We start from the raw sequence: 13,550 nt of genomic DNA, 5'->3' as shown, positions 1-13,550 counted from the left end.
GAAACAGGGGCGTCCCGGTCGGGGCGCCCCTGTTTCGTCAGTGCTAGCAGGCGCTGCGGGGTAGGCCGCGCACCTCGACCGGGGACCGGCCGGGCGCTTTCGCCTTGCCGGCAAGCACCGCGGACAACCCGGTCAGCGACGCCCGGCTGGACGAATAGGTAGCCACGAGCACCCCCGAGCGCGCCGCTGACAGCAAGTAAGGCGCGTCCAGCATGACCGTGACCGCCGCTTGGGGATCCAGGTCGGTGGCGCGGTCGCCGTACCCGACGAGGTGGATGATCGTGCCGCCCGCGGCCTGGACCTGCACGCCGGCCTTGCGCAGCTCCTCGACCAGCGTGACCCGCGCGACTTCCCGACCGCCGGAGGCGGTGACGGTGACCGGGCCGTTGATCAGCGGGCCGGAACAACGGCCCTTCAGGACGGTGATCGCCGCCGCAGCGGCCGCGTCGACGGCCTTGCGGTGCCCCTCGGACTCCAGCACGGACAGTGCGGGCTGCGGACGACCCGGACGGAACTTCAGCGTGAGGATGCGCGTGACGGCTTCGACAAGCCGCGCCCGGCTCAGGCTGCCGTCCTTCAACCCCGCCACGATGCCATCCCGGGCGGCGGCGAGGTCGGGCGGCATGAGCAGCACATCGTTGCCGGCGTTCAGCGCGCGGACCGCGGCCTCACCGGGCGGCCACTTCATCGCCGGCGCCATGTTCATCGCGTCGGTGACGGCCACCCCGGTGAACCGCATCCGCCCGCGCAGCTCATCCGTCATGATCTTGCGGGAGAACGTCGCCGCGACGCCCTTGTCCAGGCCCTGCACGTCGAGATGGCCGGACATGACGAGGTCCGCCCCGGCGGCAACCCCCGCATCGAACGGCGGTCGGTCCCGCTTCGCCCACTCGGCCGCAGAGTGCTGGACGACCGGCAGGCCGTCGTGACTGTCCCCCGTCGTGTGCCCATGCCCCGGGAAATGTTTCAGCGCGGCCGACACCCCGGCCGCTTCGAGCCCCCGGACCGCGGCACCTACCTGCAGGCTGTTCGCGGCCGGATCAGCACCGTACGCCCGGGACCCGATCACGGAACTGCCGGCCGGGCCGAGCGTGTCGGCCACCGGCGCGAAGTCCACATTGACGCCCATCGCGGCCAACTCGGTCCCGGCAGCGTGCCAGGCGGCTTCGGTCAACTCGGGCCGCCCGGCAGCCCCGAACGCCATCGCGGCCGGCAGCTGGGTGGCCCCGGTCCTGATCCGGGTGACCACACCGAATTCCTGGTCGGTGCCGATCAGGAGCGGCTGTCCCCCGGGCGCCCGCTGCGCGGCAGCCTGCAGACCTGCGGTCAGCGTCCGCACCTGCTGCGGCGAGTCGACATTTGTCGCCGGGTTGGTCGCCCCGGTCGGGTCGTCCGGGGTGAACCCGACCAGGATCAGTCCACCCAGGTGGAACTTCGCCACCATTTCACCGGGCGTGTTCACCTTGCCCAGCCGCTGGTTCCCCGCGGCGGCGGCAGCGTCCACCTTGTCCGCATCAGCACCGTACGCATAAGGCATGAGCACTTGTCCCGCGAGCTGCACGTCACTCATGGCACTGGCCGCGGCGCCAGCCCGCTGCGCGGGATCGCCGCCCACCGAGGCACTTGCGCTCGGCGCCGCGGGCACGGCCACCGGCGCGGACGCGGAGCTAGGAACGGCTCGCGGTTTCGCCGGCGCGTCACTGCCGCAGGCCACCAACACCAATCCGACGGGTACGGACGCAGCAACGCGAAGCGCTCTGCTCACGCACACCATGTGCACCAGCTCCAGCCGCCATCGTCGAACCGGCCGCGGGAGCACGACCGCCGCCCACCCTACGTCGCCCGCCGGAAACACCACGAAGCGGCAACGCACGGAGTCCTATGGCCGACACCCGGTCCTCGGGCCGCGCGCGGTCAGCCGACGCGGGTGAGGAGGGTGAGGGGGGCGCCGTCGCCGGCGTAGCGGTAGGGCTCGAGTTCGGCGTCCCAGGCGGTGCCCAGAGCTTTGTCGAGGGCGTGGGACAGTGCCTCCGGGGCTCGGGCCGAGGCCATGATCGCGCGGAGGCGGTCCTCGCCGATCTGGATGTCGCCGGCGGCACCGATCGTGCCGTGGAACAGACCGCGGCCGGGCACGTGCATGAAGCGTTCCCCGTCCATGCCGGGGCTCGGCTCCTCGGTGACCTCGAAACGGATCATGGGCCACTGCCGGAGGGCAGCAGCCAGCTCGGCGCCGGTACCTGGCCGACCGGTCCAGCTGCACTCGGACCGCTGCATGCCGGGATCGACCGGCTGCGCAGTCCAGTGCAGGGTGACCGGCGCGGTCAGGACGCGCGCGATCGCCCACTCGACGTGCTGGCACACGGCGAGTGGGGTCGAGTGGACGTATACGACGCCACACGTTGGCACGGTGACCTCCCGGAGACCGAGGTGCGTCTTCCCCTACGACCTCGACCGCGGTTGATCGTGCTCCATGATGCCGGGTGGTACGGATGGTGCGCCAGAGAAACCGCAATATCGACATGTGATTGGCCGCAGTGCTACACCTGACCTAACGGACCAGGAGGCTCCCGCGGTGCGGCCCGGCGCTGCTCGTGTAGGATTGCTCCGGCGATTTATGCCGACACCCGTTCTTTCCCAAGGAGTACCGCCGTGGCGAGCAACACCTCGAAGACCGCCCGCGCATCCGTCCGCGCCGGCCAGGCAGGCCAGGGTGGCGCCCTCAGCGTGCTCGGTGAGTTCAAGTACCTCATCCCGCTGGCCAACGGCCGGTTTGCGTATGTGCGCAACCTGACCAACGGCAAGACTGCGCACCTCAAGACCGACTCGGACGCCTTCGTCGAGGAGATCCGGGTCCTCTCCGCTGCCGGCCACGGTGCGAAGATCCGCGCCGAGCTGCAGAGCTACGAGCAGACCTTCCCGCAGCACGGCTGGGCCGCCACTGAGCAGCGGCTCGTCGACGCTGGCGTCTTCGAGGGCTGAGCTCCACCTAGCGACAAGGCGCTCTCCGGGCTTCCTCGCCCGGGGAGCGCCTTTTTGCTGCCCAGGCGAGGAAGCCCGGAGAGCACCTTCTGCTGCCCTTAACTAGGACAGGAACCTACGAGTCGGGCGCGCAGTATTCCCGCTCGACCGCGGCTCGACTCGGAGTCGCAAAGATTTCGTCGCACGGTGGCAATTTCGGGTCAGGCGCGTGATGATTGTTACCCGTGGGTACTGCGGGGCCGTGCGACACACGGAGGTGCCCATGTTCGAGCGATCGGAATTCACCCTCGCCGACGGCGTACGGCTGCATGTGGAGACGTCCGGGCCGGCCGACGCCGCGGTGACCGTCGTCTTCCTGCACGGGTGGTGCCTGGATCGGCGCACCTGGCATTACCAGCATCGGGCTTTGGCGGGCACCGGGGCTCGCGTGATCGCGTACGACGCCCGCGGCCATGGTCGGTCCAGTGTGACGAGGCTGCGGTCGGCCACGGTGCAACAGCTGGGGGACGATCTCGCTGAGGTGATCGACGCGTACGCCCCGACCGGCCCGGTCGTGCTGGCCGGGCATTCGCTGGGCGGGATGACGATCATGGAGTACGCCGACCTGTACCCGGAGGAGTTCGCCGAGCGGGTTGCCGGCCTGCTCTTCGTCTCCACCACCGCTGAGGGCGCCACGCACACCTGTTACGGACTGCCGACGCCGTTGACCCCGATCCTGCGGGCGGCGGAGCAGACCGGCGCCGGAGTGCTGGCCCGGCTCGGCGCGTGGCGGCCGCATCGGGCGATGTTGCCGGCGCTGCGGCCCGGCGTGCGCTGGCTGCTCTTCGGTGAGGAGCACGAGCCGGGTGACCTGGAAGTGACGATGTCCGCGATCGGGCGGGCGTCGCTGCGGTCGATCGGTGGCTTCCGGGCTTCGGTCGGCGCGCAGCAGCGGCTGCACACGCTCGCCGCGCTGGGCGACGTGCCCGCGGCGGTGCTGGTGGGCGAGAAGGACCGACTGACACCGCCGGCTTGTGCCGAGTCGATCGCCGAGGCCTTACCGGGCACCGAGCTCACCGTCTGTCCGGACGCGGGGCACATGCTGATGCTGGAACGACCGGCCGAGGTTTCCGCCGCGCTGGCCGCGATCGTCGAGAAGGCAGCGCAGGTCCGGACCCCGGGCCGTCGCGTCGCCCGGCGGACGGGCTACGACCAAGCCGCTTAAAGTGGAAAATATCCCCCGCGCACGAGCGGACGATGGGTAGCGACCCATCGGCTCGGCGGGCGGCGGGCGCGGGATCGGGCGTGCCGCCGTCGACCGTCTCTCTCGGCAGGAGTAAGTTCGATTGCCCCCTTCGCCCGACGGGACGACGCCGGGGAAGGCAGACGAACGACGAGCGGGGAGTTTGACCCACCTTGAGTGACGCCCATGTCCTTCAGCAGGAGATCGCCGTCGAGCAGGCGCACGTCGACCGGGTGTACGCGCGCCTGGCCGAGCTGCGCCGGACGGCGTCCCGCGCCGAGAAGGAGGGCTATCAGCTCGCCGGGGTCGGTACGTTCGGCGCCCTCGTCGAGCGCGACGCGATGGTGTTCCACGCGGCCCGGCGCCGACACGCGCTGGACACCGAGTACGAGGGGCTGGTGTTCGGCCGCCTCGACATGAACACCAGCGCGGTGCACTACGTCGGCCGGATGGGCATTCGGGACGACGAGTCGCAGTCGCTGGTCGTGGACTGGCGCGCTCCCGCCGCCGCCGCCTTCTATCGGGCCACACCCGCCGACCCGCAAGGCGTGGTCCGGCGGCGCATGATCCAGTCGGCTCGGGAGCGGGTCACCGGCATCGAGGACGACCTGCTGGACCCGGAGGCGGCACCGGACGACCTGCGCGTGGTCGGCGACGGCGCGCTGCTAGCCAGCCTGTCGAAGGCCACCGGCCGGGGCATGCGGGACATCGTCGCCACCATCCAACGCGAGCAGGACGAGGCGATCCGCTCCCCCGCACTGGGCGTGACGATCGTGACCGGTGGACCCGGGACCGGCAAGACCGCCGTCGCCCTGCACCGGGCTGCGTACCTGTTGTATGCGGATCGGAGCCGGTTCGCGGGCGGCGGCATCCTGGTGGTCGGACCGTCCGGGGTGTTTGTCGACTACATCGCCACGGTGCTGCCGTCGCTGGGCGAGGAGACGGCGACGCTGCGCTCACTGGGTTCGCTGGTGCCGGGTTACGACACCGGTCGGGTCGATCCGACGGATGTCGCGGCGATCAAGGGGTCGCTGCGGATGCGCCGGGTGCTGGAGCGAGCCTCGCACGACGCGGTGCCGAACGGCCCCACCGAGCTGCGGCTGCTCTACCGGGGCACGCTGCTGCGGCTGGACGCCGGCGACCTCGATCGGGTACGCCGCAAAGCGCTGCCGCGCGGTGCCCGCCGCAACGAGGTCCGCGGGCACGGCTTCGACCGGCTGTTCGACGCGTTGTGGGCGCAGGCCCGGCAGTCGATCCGGAACCTGCCGGAGAAGCGGGAGTTCGAAGCCGAGCTGGCTGACCGCGCCGACTTCCGCAACTTCCTGCGAGCCTGGTGGCCGCGGTTCACGCCGATGCGGGTGCTGCGGTGGCTGGCCGATCCGGGCCGACTGCGGGCGTACGCGAACGGGCTGTTGTCGAAGGAAGAGATCGCGCTGTTGCAGGGGTCGTTCGACGCGCTCGCCGAGCACGGCCCCACGATCGCGGACGTGGCGCTGTTGGACGAGCTGGACGAGCTGATGGGCCGGCCGCGCAAGCCGCAGCAGAAGTCGAAGAACCCGTTCCACGTGCGCGACGGCATCCAGGAGGTCAGCACGTTCGCCGACCGCCAGCAGGCAGCCCGTGCGCAGGCCGTGCAGCGCGAGGAGGACTACCGCGACTTCGCCCACGTGGTGGTGGACGAGGCGCAGGACGTGTCGCCGATGCAGTGGCGCATGGTCGGGCGGCGCGGCACGTACGCCTCGTGGACGATCGTCGGCGACCCCGCGCAGACGGCCTGGCCGGGCGATGTCACCGAGCTGGACCGGGCGCGCGACAAGGCGTTGGGTTCCCGGCGGCGCAGCACGTATGCGCTGACCACGAACTACCGCAACTCGTCGGAGATCTTCGCGGTCGCGGCCCGGGTGATCCGCTCGATCATGCCGGACCTGCCACTGCCCCGCGCGGTACGCAGCACGGGCGTCGAGCCGGTCGATCAGCTGGTCCCGGCGGCGGAGCTGTCGGAGTCGGTGCGGCAGGCGGCGGAAAAGCACCTGGCCGACGTGGACGGCACGATCGGTGTCATCACGCCGGTGCCCCGCCGGGACGAGATGGCGCACTGGGTGGCGGGGCTACCGGAGCGGGTACGGGTGGTGACCGCACTGGAGGCGAAGGGCATGGAGTACGACGCGGTCGTGCTGGTGCAACCGGCCGAGATCGCCACGGACGACAGTGGCGTACGCACGCTGTATGTCGCACTCTCCCGTGCCACCCAGCGCCTCACCACGATCAGCACGACGGCATGGGCGGCTACGGACGCCTGATCGCGACCGCGGTGTAGGTCGTTTCCGGCGTCGGAGTGGTGGTGAACCGGGCGTTGGGCAGGTAGAAGCGGTTGCCGTACTCGGCGATCGTGGTGGGGACGTCGAAGGCGGGGCTGGTGGTGCGGCTGACGACCGTACCCTTGGTGGCTTGCCTGTTGAGTTTGATCTTGGCGATGGTGTTGAGGCGGTTCTGGACGACGTAGAGGGTCGAGCCGCGCAGCCACAGGCCGTCTCCGTTGGGGACCGACTCGCCGCCCAGGTCGATCTGCTGCGTCACGCCCGCGTACGTGGTCCGGAAGAGTTTGCCGGTGTTGGACTGGACGACGATCAGGCCGCGGCCGTCCGGCGTCGCCGTGATGCCGTTGGCGTTGTTGCCGGTCGTGTAGACCAGGTCGCCGGTGATCGGCACCCGCTCCGCTTCCGCGGGTAGCGCGCCGTGCCGGCCGAGCGGCAGCTTGAACAGCACCGGGTTCGCCGAGTCGGTGTACCAGGCGGCCCGCCCGGTGAGCACCACGTCGTTGATGAAGGCGGGCACGGTCTGCAGCGGGTACGACCGCAGCACCTGTCCGGTGGCGGCGTTCAGCACCCGGGCGTTGCCGCCGTTGCCGCCCGCGACGAACAGCCGGCCGCGGTGGTCGAGCTTGAGGCCGAGCGACGGAGTGCCTGGCCCCTGGCTGATCACCTTGCCCCGGCCGGTGTGCAGGTTCGCGCGGTAGATGTCGCCGTCGACGCGGGAGCCGAAGTAGGCGTACGGAAGCGTGCCGATGGCGATGCCCTCGGGCTGGAACCCGTCCGGCAGGCCGATGACCCGCGGCGCGAAGGACCCGGTGGGCGTCGCGGAGGCGGGCGCGGGTGGGGCTGCGGTGATGGCGAGCGCCGTCAGGGTGACAAGCGCGAGGATGCGTCTGGGCACGGGATCTGTTCCCTCCACACGGGGCCGGTTTGTCGTCGATTGCATACCCCGGTGATGACAATCGGGTTCAAATTGCACACATAGCGATGTGAACATATATTGGGCCGAGTCGGGTGGCTGCGACGGAAGGTGGGCTCATGGGAGCCGGGCACGACCATGGCGGGCAGGCATTGCGCGCCGGCGAGCGACACCGGTCACGACTGTGGTGGGCCGCCGGGCTGCTAGCCGGGTTCATGGTCCTGGAAGCGGTCGCCGCCCTGCTCACCGGCTCACTCGCGCTGCTGTCCGACGCCGGGCACATGTTCACCGACGTGCTCGGCATCGCGATGGCGCTCGCCGCGATCCATGCCGCCGGCCGGTCCCGGGACGACTCCCGGCGTACGTTCGGGCTCTATCGGCTCGAAGTGCTCGCCGCGCTGGCGAACGCCCTGCTGCTCACGGGCGTCGCGGTGTTCGTCCTGGTCGAGGCCGCCCGGCGGTTCAGCGAGCCGCCGGACGTTCCGGCCGGCACGATGCTGATCGTCGCGGTCGGCGGCCTGATCGCCAACATCGTCGCGTTCGCACTGCTGCGCTCGGGCGCGAAGGAGAGCATCAACGTCCGCGGCGCCTACCTGGAAGTGGTCGGCGACCTGCTCGGCTCGGCCGGGGTCATCCTGGCGGCCGGCGTCATCGCGATCACCGGCTGGTCGTACGCCGACCCGATCGTCGCCGTGCTCGTCGCCCTGATGATCCTGCCGCGGACCTTCGCGCTCGCGCGCTCCGCCGTGCGGATTCTCGTGCAGGCCGCCCCCAAGCACCTCGACATGACCCAGGTCCGCGACCGGCTCGCCGCGGTCCCCGGCGTTGCCGACGTGCACGACCTGCACGTCTGGACGCTGACCTCGGGCATGGACGTCGCCTCGGCCCATCTCAGCCTGGAACCGGCCGCCGAGCTGGGCGACGTCCTCGCCGCCGCCCGCGAGACCCTGCACCACGACTTCGAGATCGACCACGCCACGCTGCAGGTCGAGCCCGCCGGCGCCGAGGGCCGCTCCTGCACGCCGGTGGGCTGGTAACGCCTAAATTCCGGATCAGGCCCACACTCCTGGCTAATGGCGTAAGACTGTGCGCATGGGTAACAAAGGGGTCATGGTCTTCGTGCCGGCTCCCCAGCTCACCGTGACCATCGAGCAGCAGAACGACAAGTCCGAGCTGCACGTGCACCCCGGCGGTCAAGGTGTCTGGCAGGCCCGCATGATCACGCTCCTGGGCGCGCAGGTCACCCTCTGCTCCGCCGCGGGCGGCGAGGTCGGCCGGGTCCTGGAGCCGCTGCTCAAGTTCCACGGCGTCACGCTCAAGACCATCAAGCGCGAGTCGGGTACGGGCTGGTACGTGCACGACCGCCGCAGCGGCAAGCGCGAAGAGCTCGCCGAGGACCCGGGACAGCCGCTGTCCCGGCACGAGATGGACGAGCTGTACAGCCTCGCGCTGGCCGAGGGACTGCGCGCCGGAATCGCCGTGCTCAGCGGCCCCGCGCACCCGTCTGTCGTGCCCGCCGAGGTCTACCGCCGGCTCGCCACCGACCTGGGCGCCAACGGCTGCAAGGTGATCATCGACCTGTCCGCCGCGCACCTGATGGCCGCCCTGGAGGCACGCCCGTACGTGGTCAAGGTCAGCCACGAGGAGCTGCTCCGCGACGGGATGATCAAGGACGCGTCGGTCAAGTCCATCACCAAGGCCCTCTTCAAGCTGCACGACGACGGCGCCCAGGTCGCCCTGGTGTCCCGCGCCGATGAGGGCGCACTGGCCCTGATCGAGGACACGGTCTACGAGGTCGACATGCCCCGGATGGTGGCCGCCGAGTCGCGCGGCGCGGGTGACTCCATGACCGCGGGAGTGGCCGCCGTACTGGCACAGGGCGGCACGCTGTGTGACGCTGTGCGTACGGGCGCCGCCGCCGGTGCCCTCAACGTCACCCGCCACGGACTCGGGACGGGCCGCATCGACGCCGTCCAGGTACTCACCGAGCGGGTACGGCTGACCCCCGTCGACGCGAAGGTGCCCGCATGACGCCACGCATTCTCATCACCAACGACGACGGCATCGACGCCCCCGGCATCCGTTGGCTGGCCCGCGCAGCCGCCCGGCAGGGCTTCGACGTCGTGGTGGCGGCACCGATGACCGAGGCCAGCGGCACCAGCGCTGCCATGACCGCGGTCGAGAAAAACGGCCAAATCTGCGTCGAGCCCCGCGAACTGCCGGGGGTCAAGAACGTTCCCGCGTACGCGGTAGCGGCCTCCCCTGCCTTCATCGTCCTGCTCGCCATGCGCGGCGCCTTCGGCCCGCACCCCGACATCGTCCTCTCCGGCATCAACCGGGGCGCCAACGCCGGCGCGGCCGTGGTTCACTCGGGCACGGTCGGCGCCACCCTGACGGCCTCCCACGCCGGGCTGCACGGCCTCGCCGTGTCCCTGGACGTCCTCTCCCCCGCCAACGGCACCGCGGCGAGCGGCGGCCAGGCGATCGCCGACCTCGACAAGGCCGATGACGAGAAACGGCACTGGGTGAGCGCGGCCGAGCTGGCGGTCAAGTTGCTGCCGACGTTGACGCACACCCCGCCCGGCACCGTACTCAACGTGAACGTGCCTGACCTGCACGTCGATGGCATTCGGGGGTTGCGTCGGGCGCGGTTGGCCCGATTCGGCCAGGTCCAGATGAGCATCGCGGAGGCTGGTGAGGGCTTCGTCCGCACGGCGGTCCAGGCTGCCGACGAGGAGCTCGAGCCGGGCACCGACCTGGCCGCTCTCGCCGAGGGCTACGCGGTAGTGACGCCGATCCGGGCGCCCGGCGAGGCCACCGATGTAAAGATCAACCTCGAGAACATCGTCGTCCAGACGCCCGCGATCTAAGCGCACACAAAAGCGGCGGCCACCTGCACAGGTGGCCGCCGCTTTTCCAGGTCTGCGAAGATCAGGCGCGGGAGGGCACCTTCTGATGGGCCGGGTCGCCGCAATTCGTGCACGGCTCCGGTGCGCCGAACAAGCCGAGCAGGCCGGTCACCCACAGCTGGCGGTGCGCAAACCGACTCGGCCGGGTCACGACCAGCTTCACCCCGCCGACGCTGGCGAGCTGGAAAGCAGCCACCAGGGCAGAGATGCCCACGGAGTCAATGAAAGAGACGCCGTGCATGTCGAGCTCAATGCGCTGCGGTGTGCCCGCGGCCAGCTGCTGCGCCACGGCATCCTTGATTTCGTACGCGTTCTCGACGTCGATCTCACCCTGCGGTGAGATCTCCACCACACCGGTGGTCCTCATCGACGTCGTTATCGACAACGTCACGTGTGTTACCTCCACCCACCCGGGATGCCCCAGGCGTTCTCTCCTCGTACGAGAGGGTCCGCACACTCACGGACGTCCCTCGCCGGGGGCGGCGTTTACTACCCCCGTAGGGTCCGGTGAAACCGCACCGGACAGTAGCGCGCCAAACTGACAGGTGGCTGTGTGCCACCTATGAAGTCACCGCGCGCCATGTGCGAAACCGGAGCAAGCGTACCCAGGCCGGTCTATCGAATAATGGGCGCGGGGCCGTCCACATGTGACGGACCACTGCTGTTCACGACACGTTTGCGCGCCGATCGAGGTGGGCAACCCACCAGGCAGTGACCGAGCGCCGCAATCGGCGATCGCAGGAGGTAGAGACGATGTTTTCCCGTAAGAGCACGGCCGAGCGCACCGCCGCCGAGGCCTGGGACTACCTGTCGTCGGCCATGGCGTCGGCCGGCGAGAGCGCCCGAGATGCCGGCAAGATCACCGCAGGCTACGCCGGCGCGAAAGCCACCGAACTGGCCGGCAAGGCGTCCCAGCAGGCGGACAAGGCCGCGAAGCACAGCCACAAGCTGGCGGACAAAGCGACCAAGGAAAGCCACCGGCTGGCCAAGCGGGCGACAAAGGAAAGTCACCGCCTCGCCGACAGAGCCAGTAAGGAAAGCCACAAATTCACGAAGGAAGGCCACAAGCTAGCCGGCAAGGCCGGCGCGCGGGTGAACGCGGCAACCGACGAGGCCTGGGCCAGGGCACACCTGGCCGCCGACGCCCTTGCCGGCCGCAAGCCGGGCCTGCCGTGGGGGCTCATCCTCGGTGCCAGCCTGATCGGGGTCGCCCTCGGTTGGGCCGCAGCCGCCACCGCCCGCGCCGCGGCCGAGCGCCGGGCCGAGAACGAGCAGCTCGAGCTGGCCGAAACCGCGATCGTCGTCACCCCGACGTACGACGCCCCCAAGTAACGACTTCGGCAGTACTGACTTCGGCGGGTGACTGCCGGGCGGAGCCCTTTGCCGCCCGGCAGTCACCCGCCGTTCTTGTGCGCGCACCTCGGTTGACACCGCGCGCTACTCTCCCGTTTCGGTGGGTGGCAGAGCCATCCGTACGGGGAGAAAACTGACCTTGTGCCTGCTTGACGGCACCATTCGGGGGGTTCTGTCCGCAACCCACCGACCTCGCCGGAGCAGGCGAGCAATCTGTATCGTTGTCCGCGGCTCGGGGGCCTGACCTCGAGTCGTCCGGTCCGGTCGTGGCAACACCCGAGTAGATAGGTCCGCTGGTGCTCAGTTCGGGAAGTCTCCTGGACAACCGCTACCGGTTGGACGAGCGCATCGCCACCGGTGGGATGGGCGACGTGTGGCGGGGCACCGACGTCGTGCTCAACCGGACGATCGCCGTCAAGGTGCTGCGCACTGCGATGCTGACCGACCCCGAATTCGCAGCCCGCTTCTACGGCGAGGCCCGGATGATGGCCGCGTTCCGACACCCCGGCGTCGTCGAGGTCTACGACTACAGCGCAGGCGATGCCGACGACGAGGAGCAGTGCGCCTACCTGGTCATGGCGTTTGTCGACGGGGAGCCGCTCTCCGCCCGGCTCAAAGAGCAGGGCCGGCTCGGGGTCGCCGAGACCATGTCGATCGTCTCGCAGGCCGCCGACGCCCTGCACGCCGCGCACGAGAACGGCACCGTCCACCGTGACGTGAAGCCCGGCAATCTCATCGTCAAGCCGAACGGCGCGGTGATCCTCGTCGACTTCGGGGTGGCCCGCTCCGCGCAGGTGACCAGCGTGACCGGCCTGAACGCCATCGTCGGCACCGCCCTCTACATGGCGCCCGAACAGGTCTCCAAGGGCAATGTCAGCTCCGCGACCGACATCTATGCGCTCGGCGCCGTGGCGTACCACTGCATTTCCGGCGTGCCGCCCTTCGACGGCGACAACGCGTTGCAGGTGGCGTTGCGGCATCTCGAGGACGACCCCGAGCCGCTGCCCGACACCGTGGCGCCGCCGGAGGTGCGCGCGCTGATCAGCCGGGCAATGGCGAAGAAGCCGGCCGACCGGTTCGCGAGCGCCGCAGAGTTCGCCGAGGCCGCGCTGGCCGTGACGGGAACCCTGGACTGGCGTGCACAAACCGGCACCGGCCTCACCCGCACGGCGATCGTGCGACCCGCCACCGGCGGCGCCTCACTCCACGGCGCCGCCAGTTCGGGCGCTCGGATGACCCGGCAGTCCTCGACCCGGACCGCGATGACCCGCCCGGTGGCCGCCGGTGCGCCCGGGCGGATGCCGGTGCAGCGCAACCTGCTCGAAGCTGCCCCGGCGCCAACCGCCGCCCCGCCACGGCAGTCGAAGGGACAGCGGGCCGCGCTCCTCATGGTCATCGCCCTGTTTGTCGTGGCCGCCGGACTCGGCGCCGCCATCTGGGTGAACAGGTCCAACTCCAGCGACGCGGACCAGAACCGCACCGGCGACCCGGCGGTCACGCAGCCCGCGGAGGAGACCGAGAGCCCGCTCGAGCCAGCCAAGGACGAGCCCACCAAGGCCCCGCAGCGCAACGATCCGCCGCAGCTCCCGCCGGTGACGTCCAAGCCCGCCACGTCGGCTCCGGCCACGGCCACCACCACCAAAACGGTGGAGCCGACCGCCACGACGACGAAGCCATCCATCCCGCCAGTTCCGTCCACCCCGCCGTCCGTCGACCCCAAGCCGAGCGACGGTGACGGTGGCGGCAGCAACAACGGCGACGGTGCGGGCGGCGACGCGGGTGGCGCCGCCGGCGCAGGCATCGCCAACGGCGTGGGCGTCGGCACTAACTAGCGCTTCCCACGCACACAGCAGTTA

At 70.4% G+C, this 13,550-nt stretch carries 12 protein-coding genes; 8 read left to right on the top strand and 4 right to left on the bottom strand.

All coding sequences use genetic code 11. The features are described from left to right. Nucleotides 1–43: 43 nt before the first annotated feature. Nucleotides 44–1,774 (bottom strand): glycoside hydrolase family 3 protein, encoded by a 1,731-nt coding sequence (locus ACIA1L_RS04705; protein ID WP_396071761.1) that lies wholly within the window; start codon nucleotides 1,772–1,774, stop codon nucleotides 44–46. Nucleotides 1,775–1,914: 140 nt separating this feature from the next. Then, complete coding sequence (locus ACIA1L_RS04700) at nucleotides 1,915–2,406, bottom strand: DUF3145 domain-containing protein (protein ID WP_396071151.1); 492 nt, start codon at nucleotides 2,404–2,406, stop codon at nucleotides 1,915–1,917. A 243-nt stretch (nucleotides 2,407–2,649) separates the two neighbouring features. On the opposite strand from ACIA1L_RS04700, the gene ACIA1L_RS04695 reads away from it, so the two are divergent. The 3 genes from ACIA1L_RS04695 to ACIA1L_RS04685 all read left to right on the top strand — a co-directional run bounded on the left by ACIA1L_RS04695 (nucleotide 2,650) and on the right by ACIA1L_RS04685 (nucleotide 6,501). Further along, nucleotides 2,650–2,979 (top strand): hypothetical protein, encoded by a 330-nt coding sequence (locus ACIA1L_RS04695; protein WP_396071150.1) that lies wholly within the window; start codon nucleotides 2,650–2,652, stop codon nucleotides 2,977–2,979. A 262-nt stretch (nucleotides 2,980–3,241) separates the two neighbouring features. After that, nucleotides 3,242–4,183 carry an alpha/beta fold hydrolase gene (locus tag ACIA1L_RS04690; RefSeq protein ID WP_396071149.1) on the top strand — a complete coding sequence of 314 codons (942 nt, stop codon included), beginning with the start codon at nucleotides 3,242–3,244 and terminating at the stop codon, nucleotides 4,181–4,183. 191 nt (nucleotides 4,184–4,374) lie between these two features. Continuing rightward, complete coding sequence (locus ACIA1L_RS04685) at nucleotides 4,375–6,501, top strand: HelD family protein (protein ID WP_396071148.1); 2,127 nt, start codon at nucleotides 4,375–4,377, stop codon at nucleotides 6,499–6,501. Here ACIA1L_RS04685 and ACIA1L_RS04680 read toward each other — a convergent pair. After that, nucleotides 6,488–7,414: a superoxide dismutase gene (locus ACIA1L_RS04680; protein ID WP_396071147.1), complete on the bottom strand. Its 927-nt coding sequence runs from the start codon at nucleotides 7,412–7,414 to the stop codon at nucleotides 6,488–6,490. The two genes, ACIA1L_RS04685 and ACIA1L_RS04680, sit on opposite strands and share 14 nt — an antisense overlap. 137 nt (nucleotides 7,415–7,551) lie before the next feature. On the opposite strand from ACIA1L_RS04680, the gene ACIA1L_RS04675 reads away from it, so the two are divergent. From ACIA1L_RS04675 to surE, 3 genes are read left to right on the top strand one after another with little or no spacing between them, the layout of a single operon-like run. Next, nucleotides 7,552–8,469: a cation diffusion facilitator family transporter gene (locus tag ACIA1L_RS04675; protein WP_396071146.1), complete on the top strand. Its 918-nt coding sequence runs from the start codon at nucleotides 7,552–7,554 to the stop codon at nucleotides 8,467–8,469. Between the two features lie 55 nt (nucleotides 8,470–8,524). After that, on the top strand, nucleotides 8,525–9,463 hold the full coding sequence (locus tag ACIA1L_RS04670) for a 1-phosphofructokinase family hexose kinase (RefSeq protein WP_396071145.1): 939 nt from the start codon (nucleotides 8,525–8,527) through the stop codon (nucleotides 9,461–9,463). Continuing rightward, the gene (gene surE / locus ACIA1L_RS04665; RefSeq protein WP_396071144.1) at nucleotides 9,460–10,302 is read left to right on the top strand and encodes a 5'/3'-nucleotidase SurE; all 843 of its coding nucleotides are present in this window, start codon (nucleotides 9,460–9,462) and stop codon (nucleotides 10,300–10,302) included. Before ACIA1L_RS04670 ends, surE begins: the two co-directional genes overlap by 4 nt. 61 nt (nucleotides 10,303–10,363) lie before the next feature. Here surE and ACIA1L_RS04660 read toward each other — a convergent pair whose 3' ends face one another. After that, a complete protein-coding gene (locus ACIA1L_RS04660) occupies nucleotides 10,364–10,732 on the bottom strand; it encodes an STAS domain-containing protein (RefSeq protein WP_396071143.1) in 369 nt (122 codons plus the stop codon). A gap of 362 nt (nucleotides 10,733–11,094) precedes the next feature. Between ACIA1L_RS04660 and ACIA1L_RS04655 the strand changes: the two genes are divergently transcribed. Beyond that, complete coding sequence (locus ACIA1L_RS04655) at nucleotides 11,095–11,673, top strand: hypothetical protein (RefSeq protein ID WP_396071142.1); 579 nt, start codon at nucleotides 11,095–11,097, stop codon at nucleotides 11,671–11,673. A 317-nt stretch (nucleotides 11,674–11,990) separates the two neighbouring features. Further along, the gene (locus ACIA1L_RS04650; protein ID WP_396071141.1) at nucleotides 11,991–13,526 is read left to right on the top strand and encodes a serine/threonine-protein kinase; all 1,536 of its coding nucleotides are present in this window, start codon (nucleotides 11,991–11,993) and stop codon (nucleotides 13,524–13,526) included. Nucleotides 13,527–13,550: the final 24 nt, after the last annotated feature.

Source organism: Actinoplanes sp. NPDC051859 (genome assembly GCF_044452725.1).
GTDB lineage: Bacteria > Actinomycetota > Actinomycetes > Mycobacteriales > Micromonosporaceae > Actinoplanes.
This window is presented reverse-complemented; position numbering and strand designations above follow the sequence as displayed.

Coding starts and splice junctions, on each gene's coding strand:
- ACIA1L_RS04705 (WP_396071761.1), bottom strand. CDS start 1,774: ATGGTGTGCGTGAGCAGAGCGCTTCGCGTTGCTGCGTCCGTACCCGTC.
- ACIA1L_RS04690 (WP_396071149.1), top strand. CDS start 3,242: ATGTTCGAGCGATCGGAATTCACCCTCGCCGACGGCGTACGGCTGCAT.
- ACIA1L_RS04675 (WP_396071146.1), top strand. CDS start 7,552: ATGGGAGCCGGGCACGACCATGGCGGGCAGGCATTGCGCGCCGGCGAG.
- ACIA1L_RS04670 (WP_396071145.1), top strand. CDS start 8,525: ATGGGTAACAAAGGGGTCATGGTCTTCGTGCCGGCTCCCCAGCTCACC.
- surE (WP_396071144.1), top strand. CDS start 9,460: ATGACGCCACGCATTCTCATCACCAACGACGACGGCATCGACGCCCCC.
- ACIA1L_RS04655 (WP_396071142.1), top strand. CDS start 11,095: ATGTTTTCCCGTAAGAGCACGGCCGAGCGCACCGCCGCCGAGGCCTGG.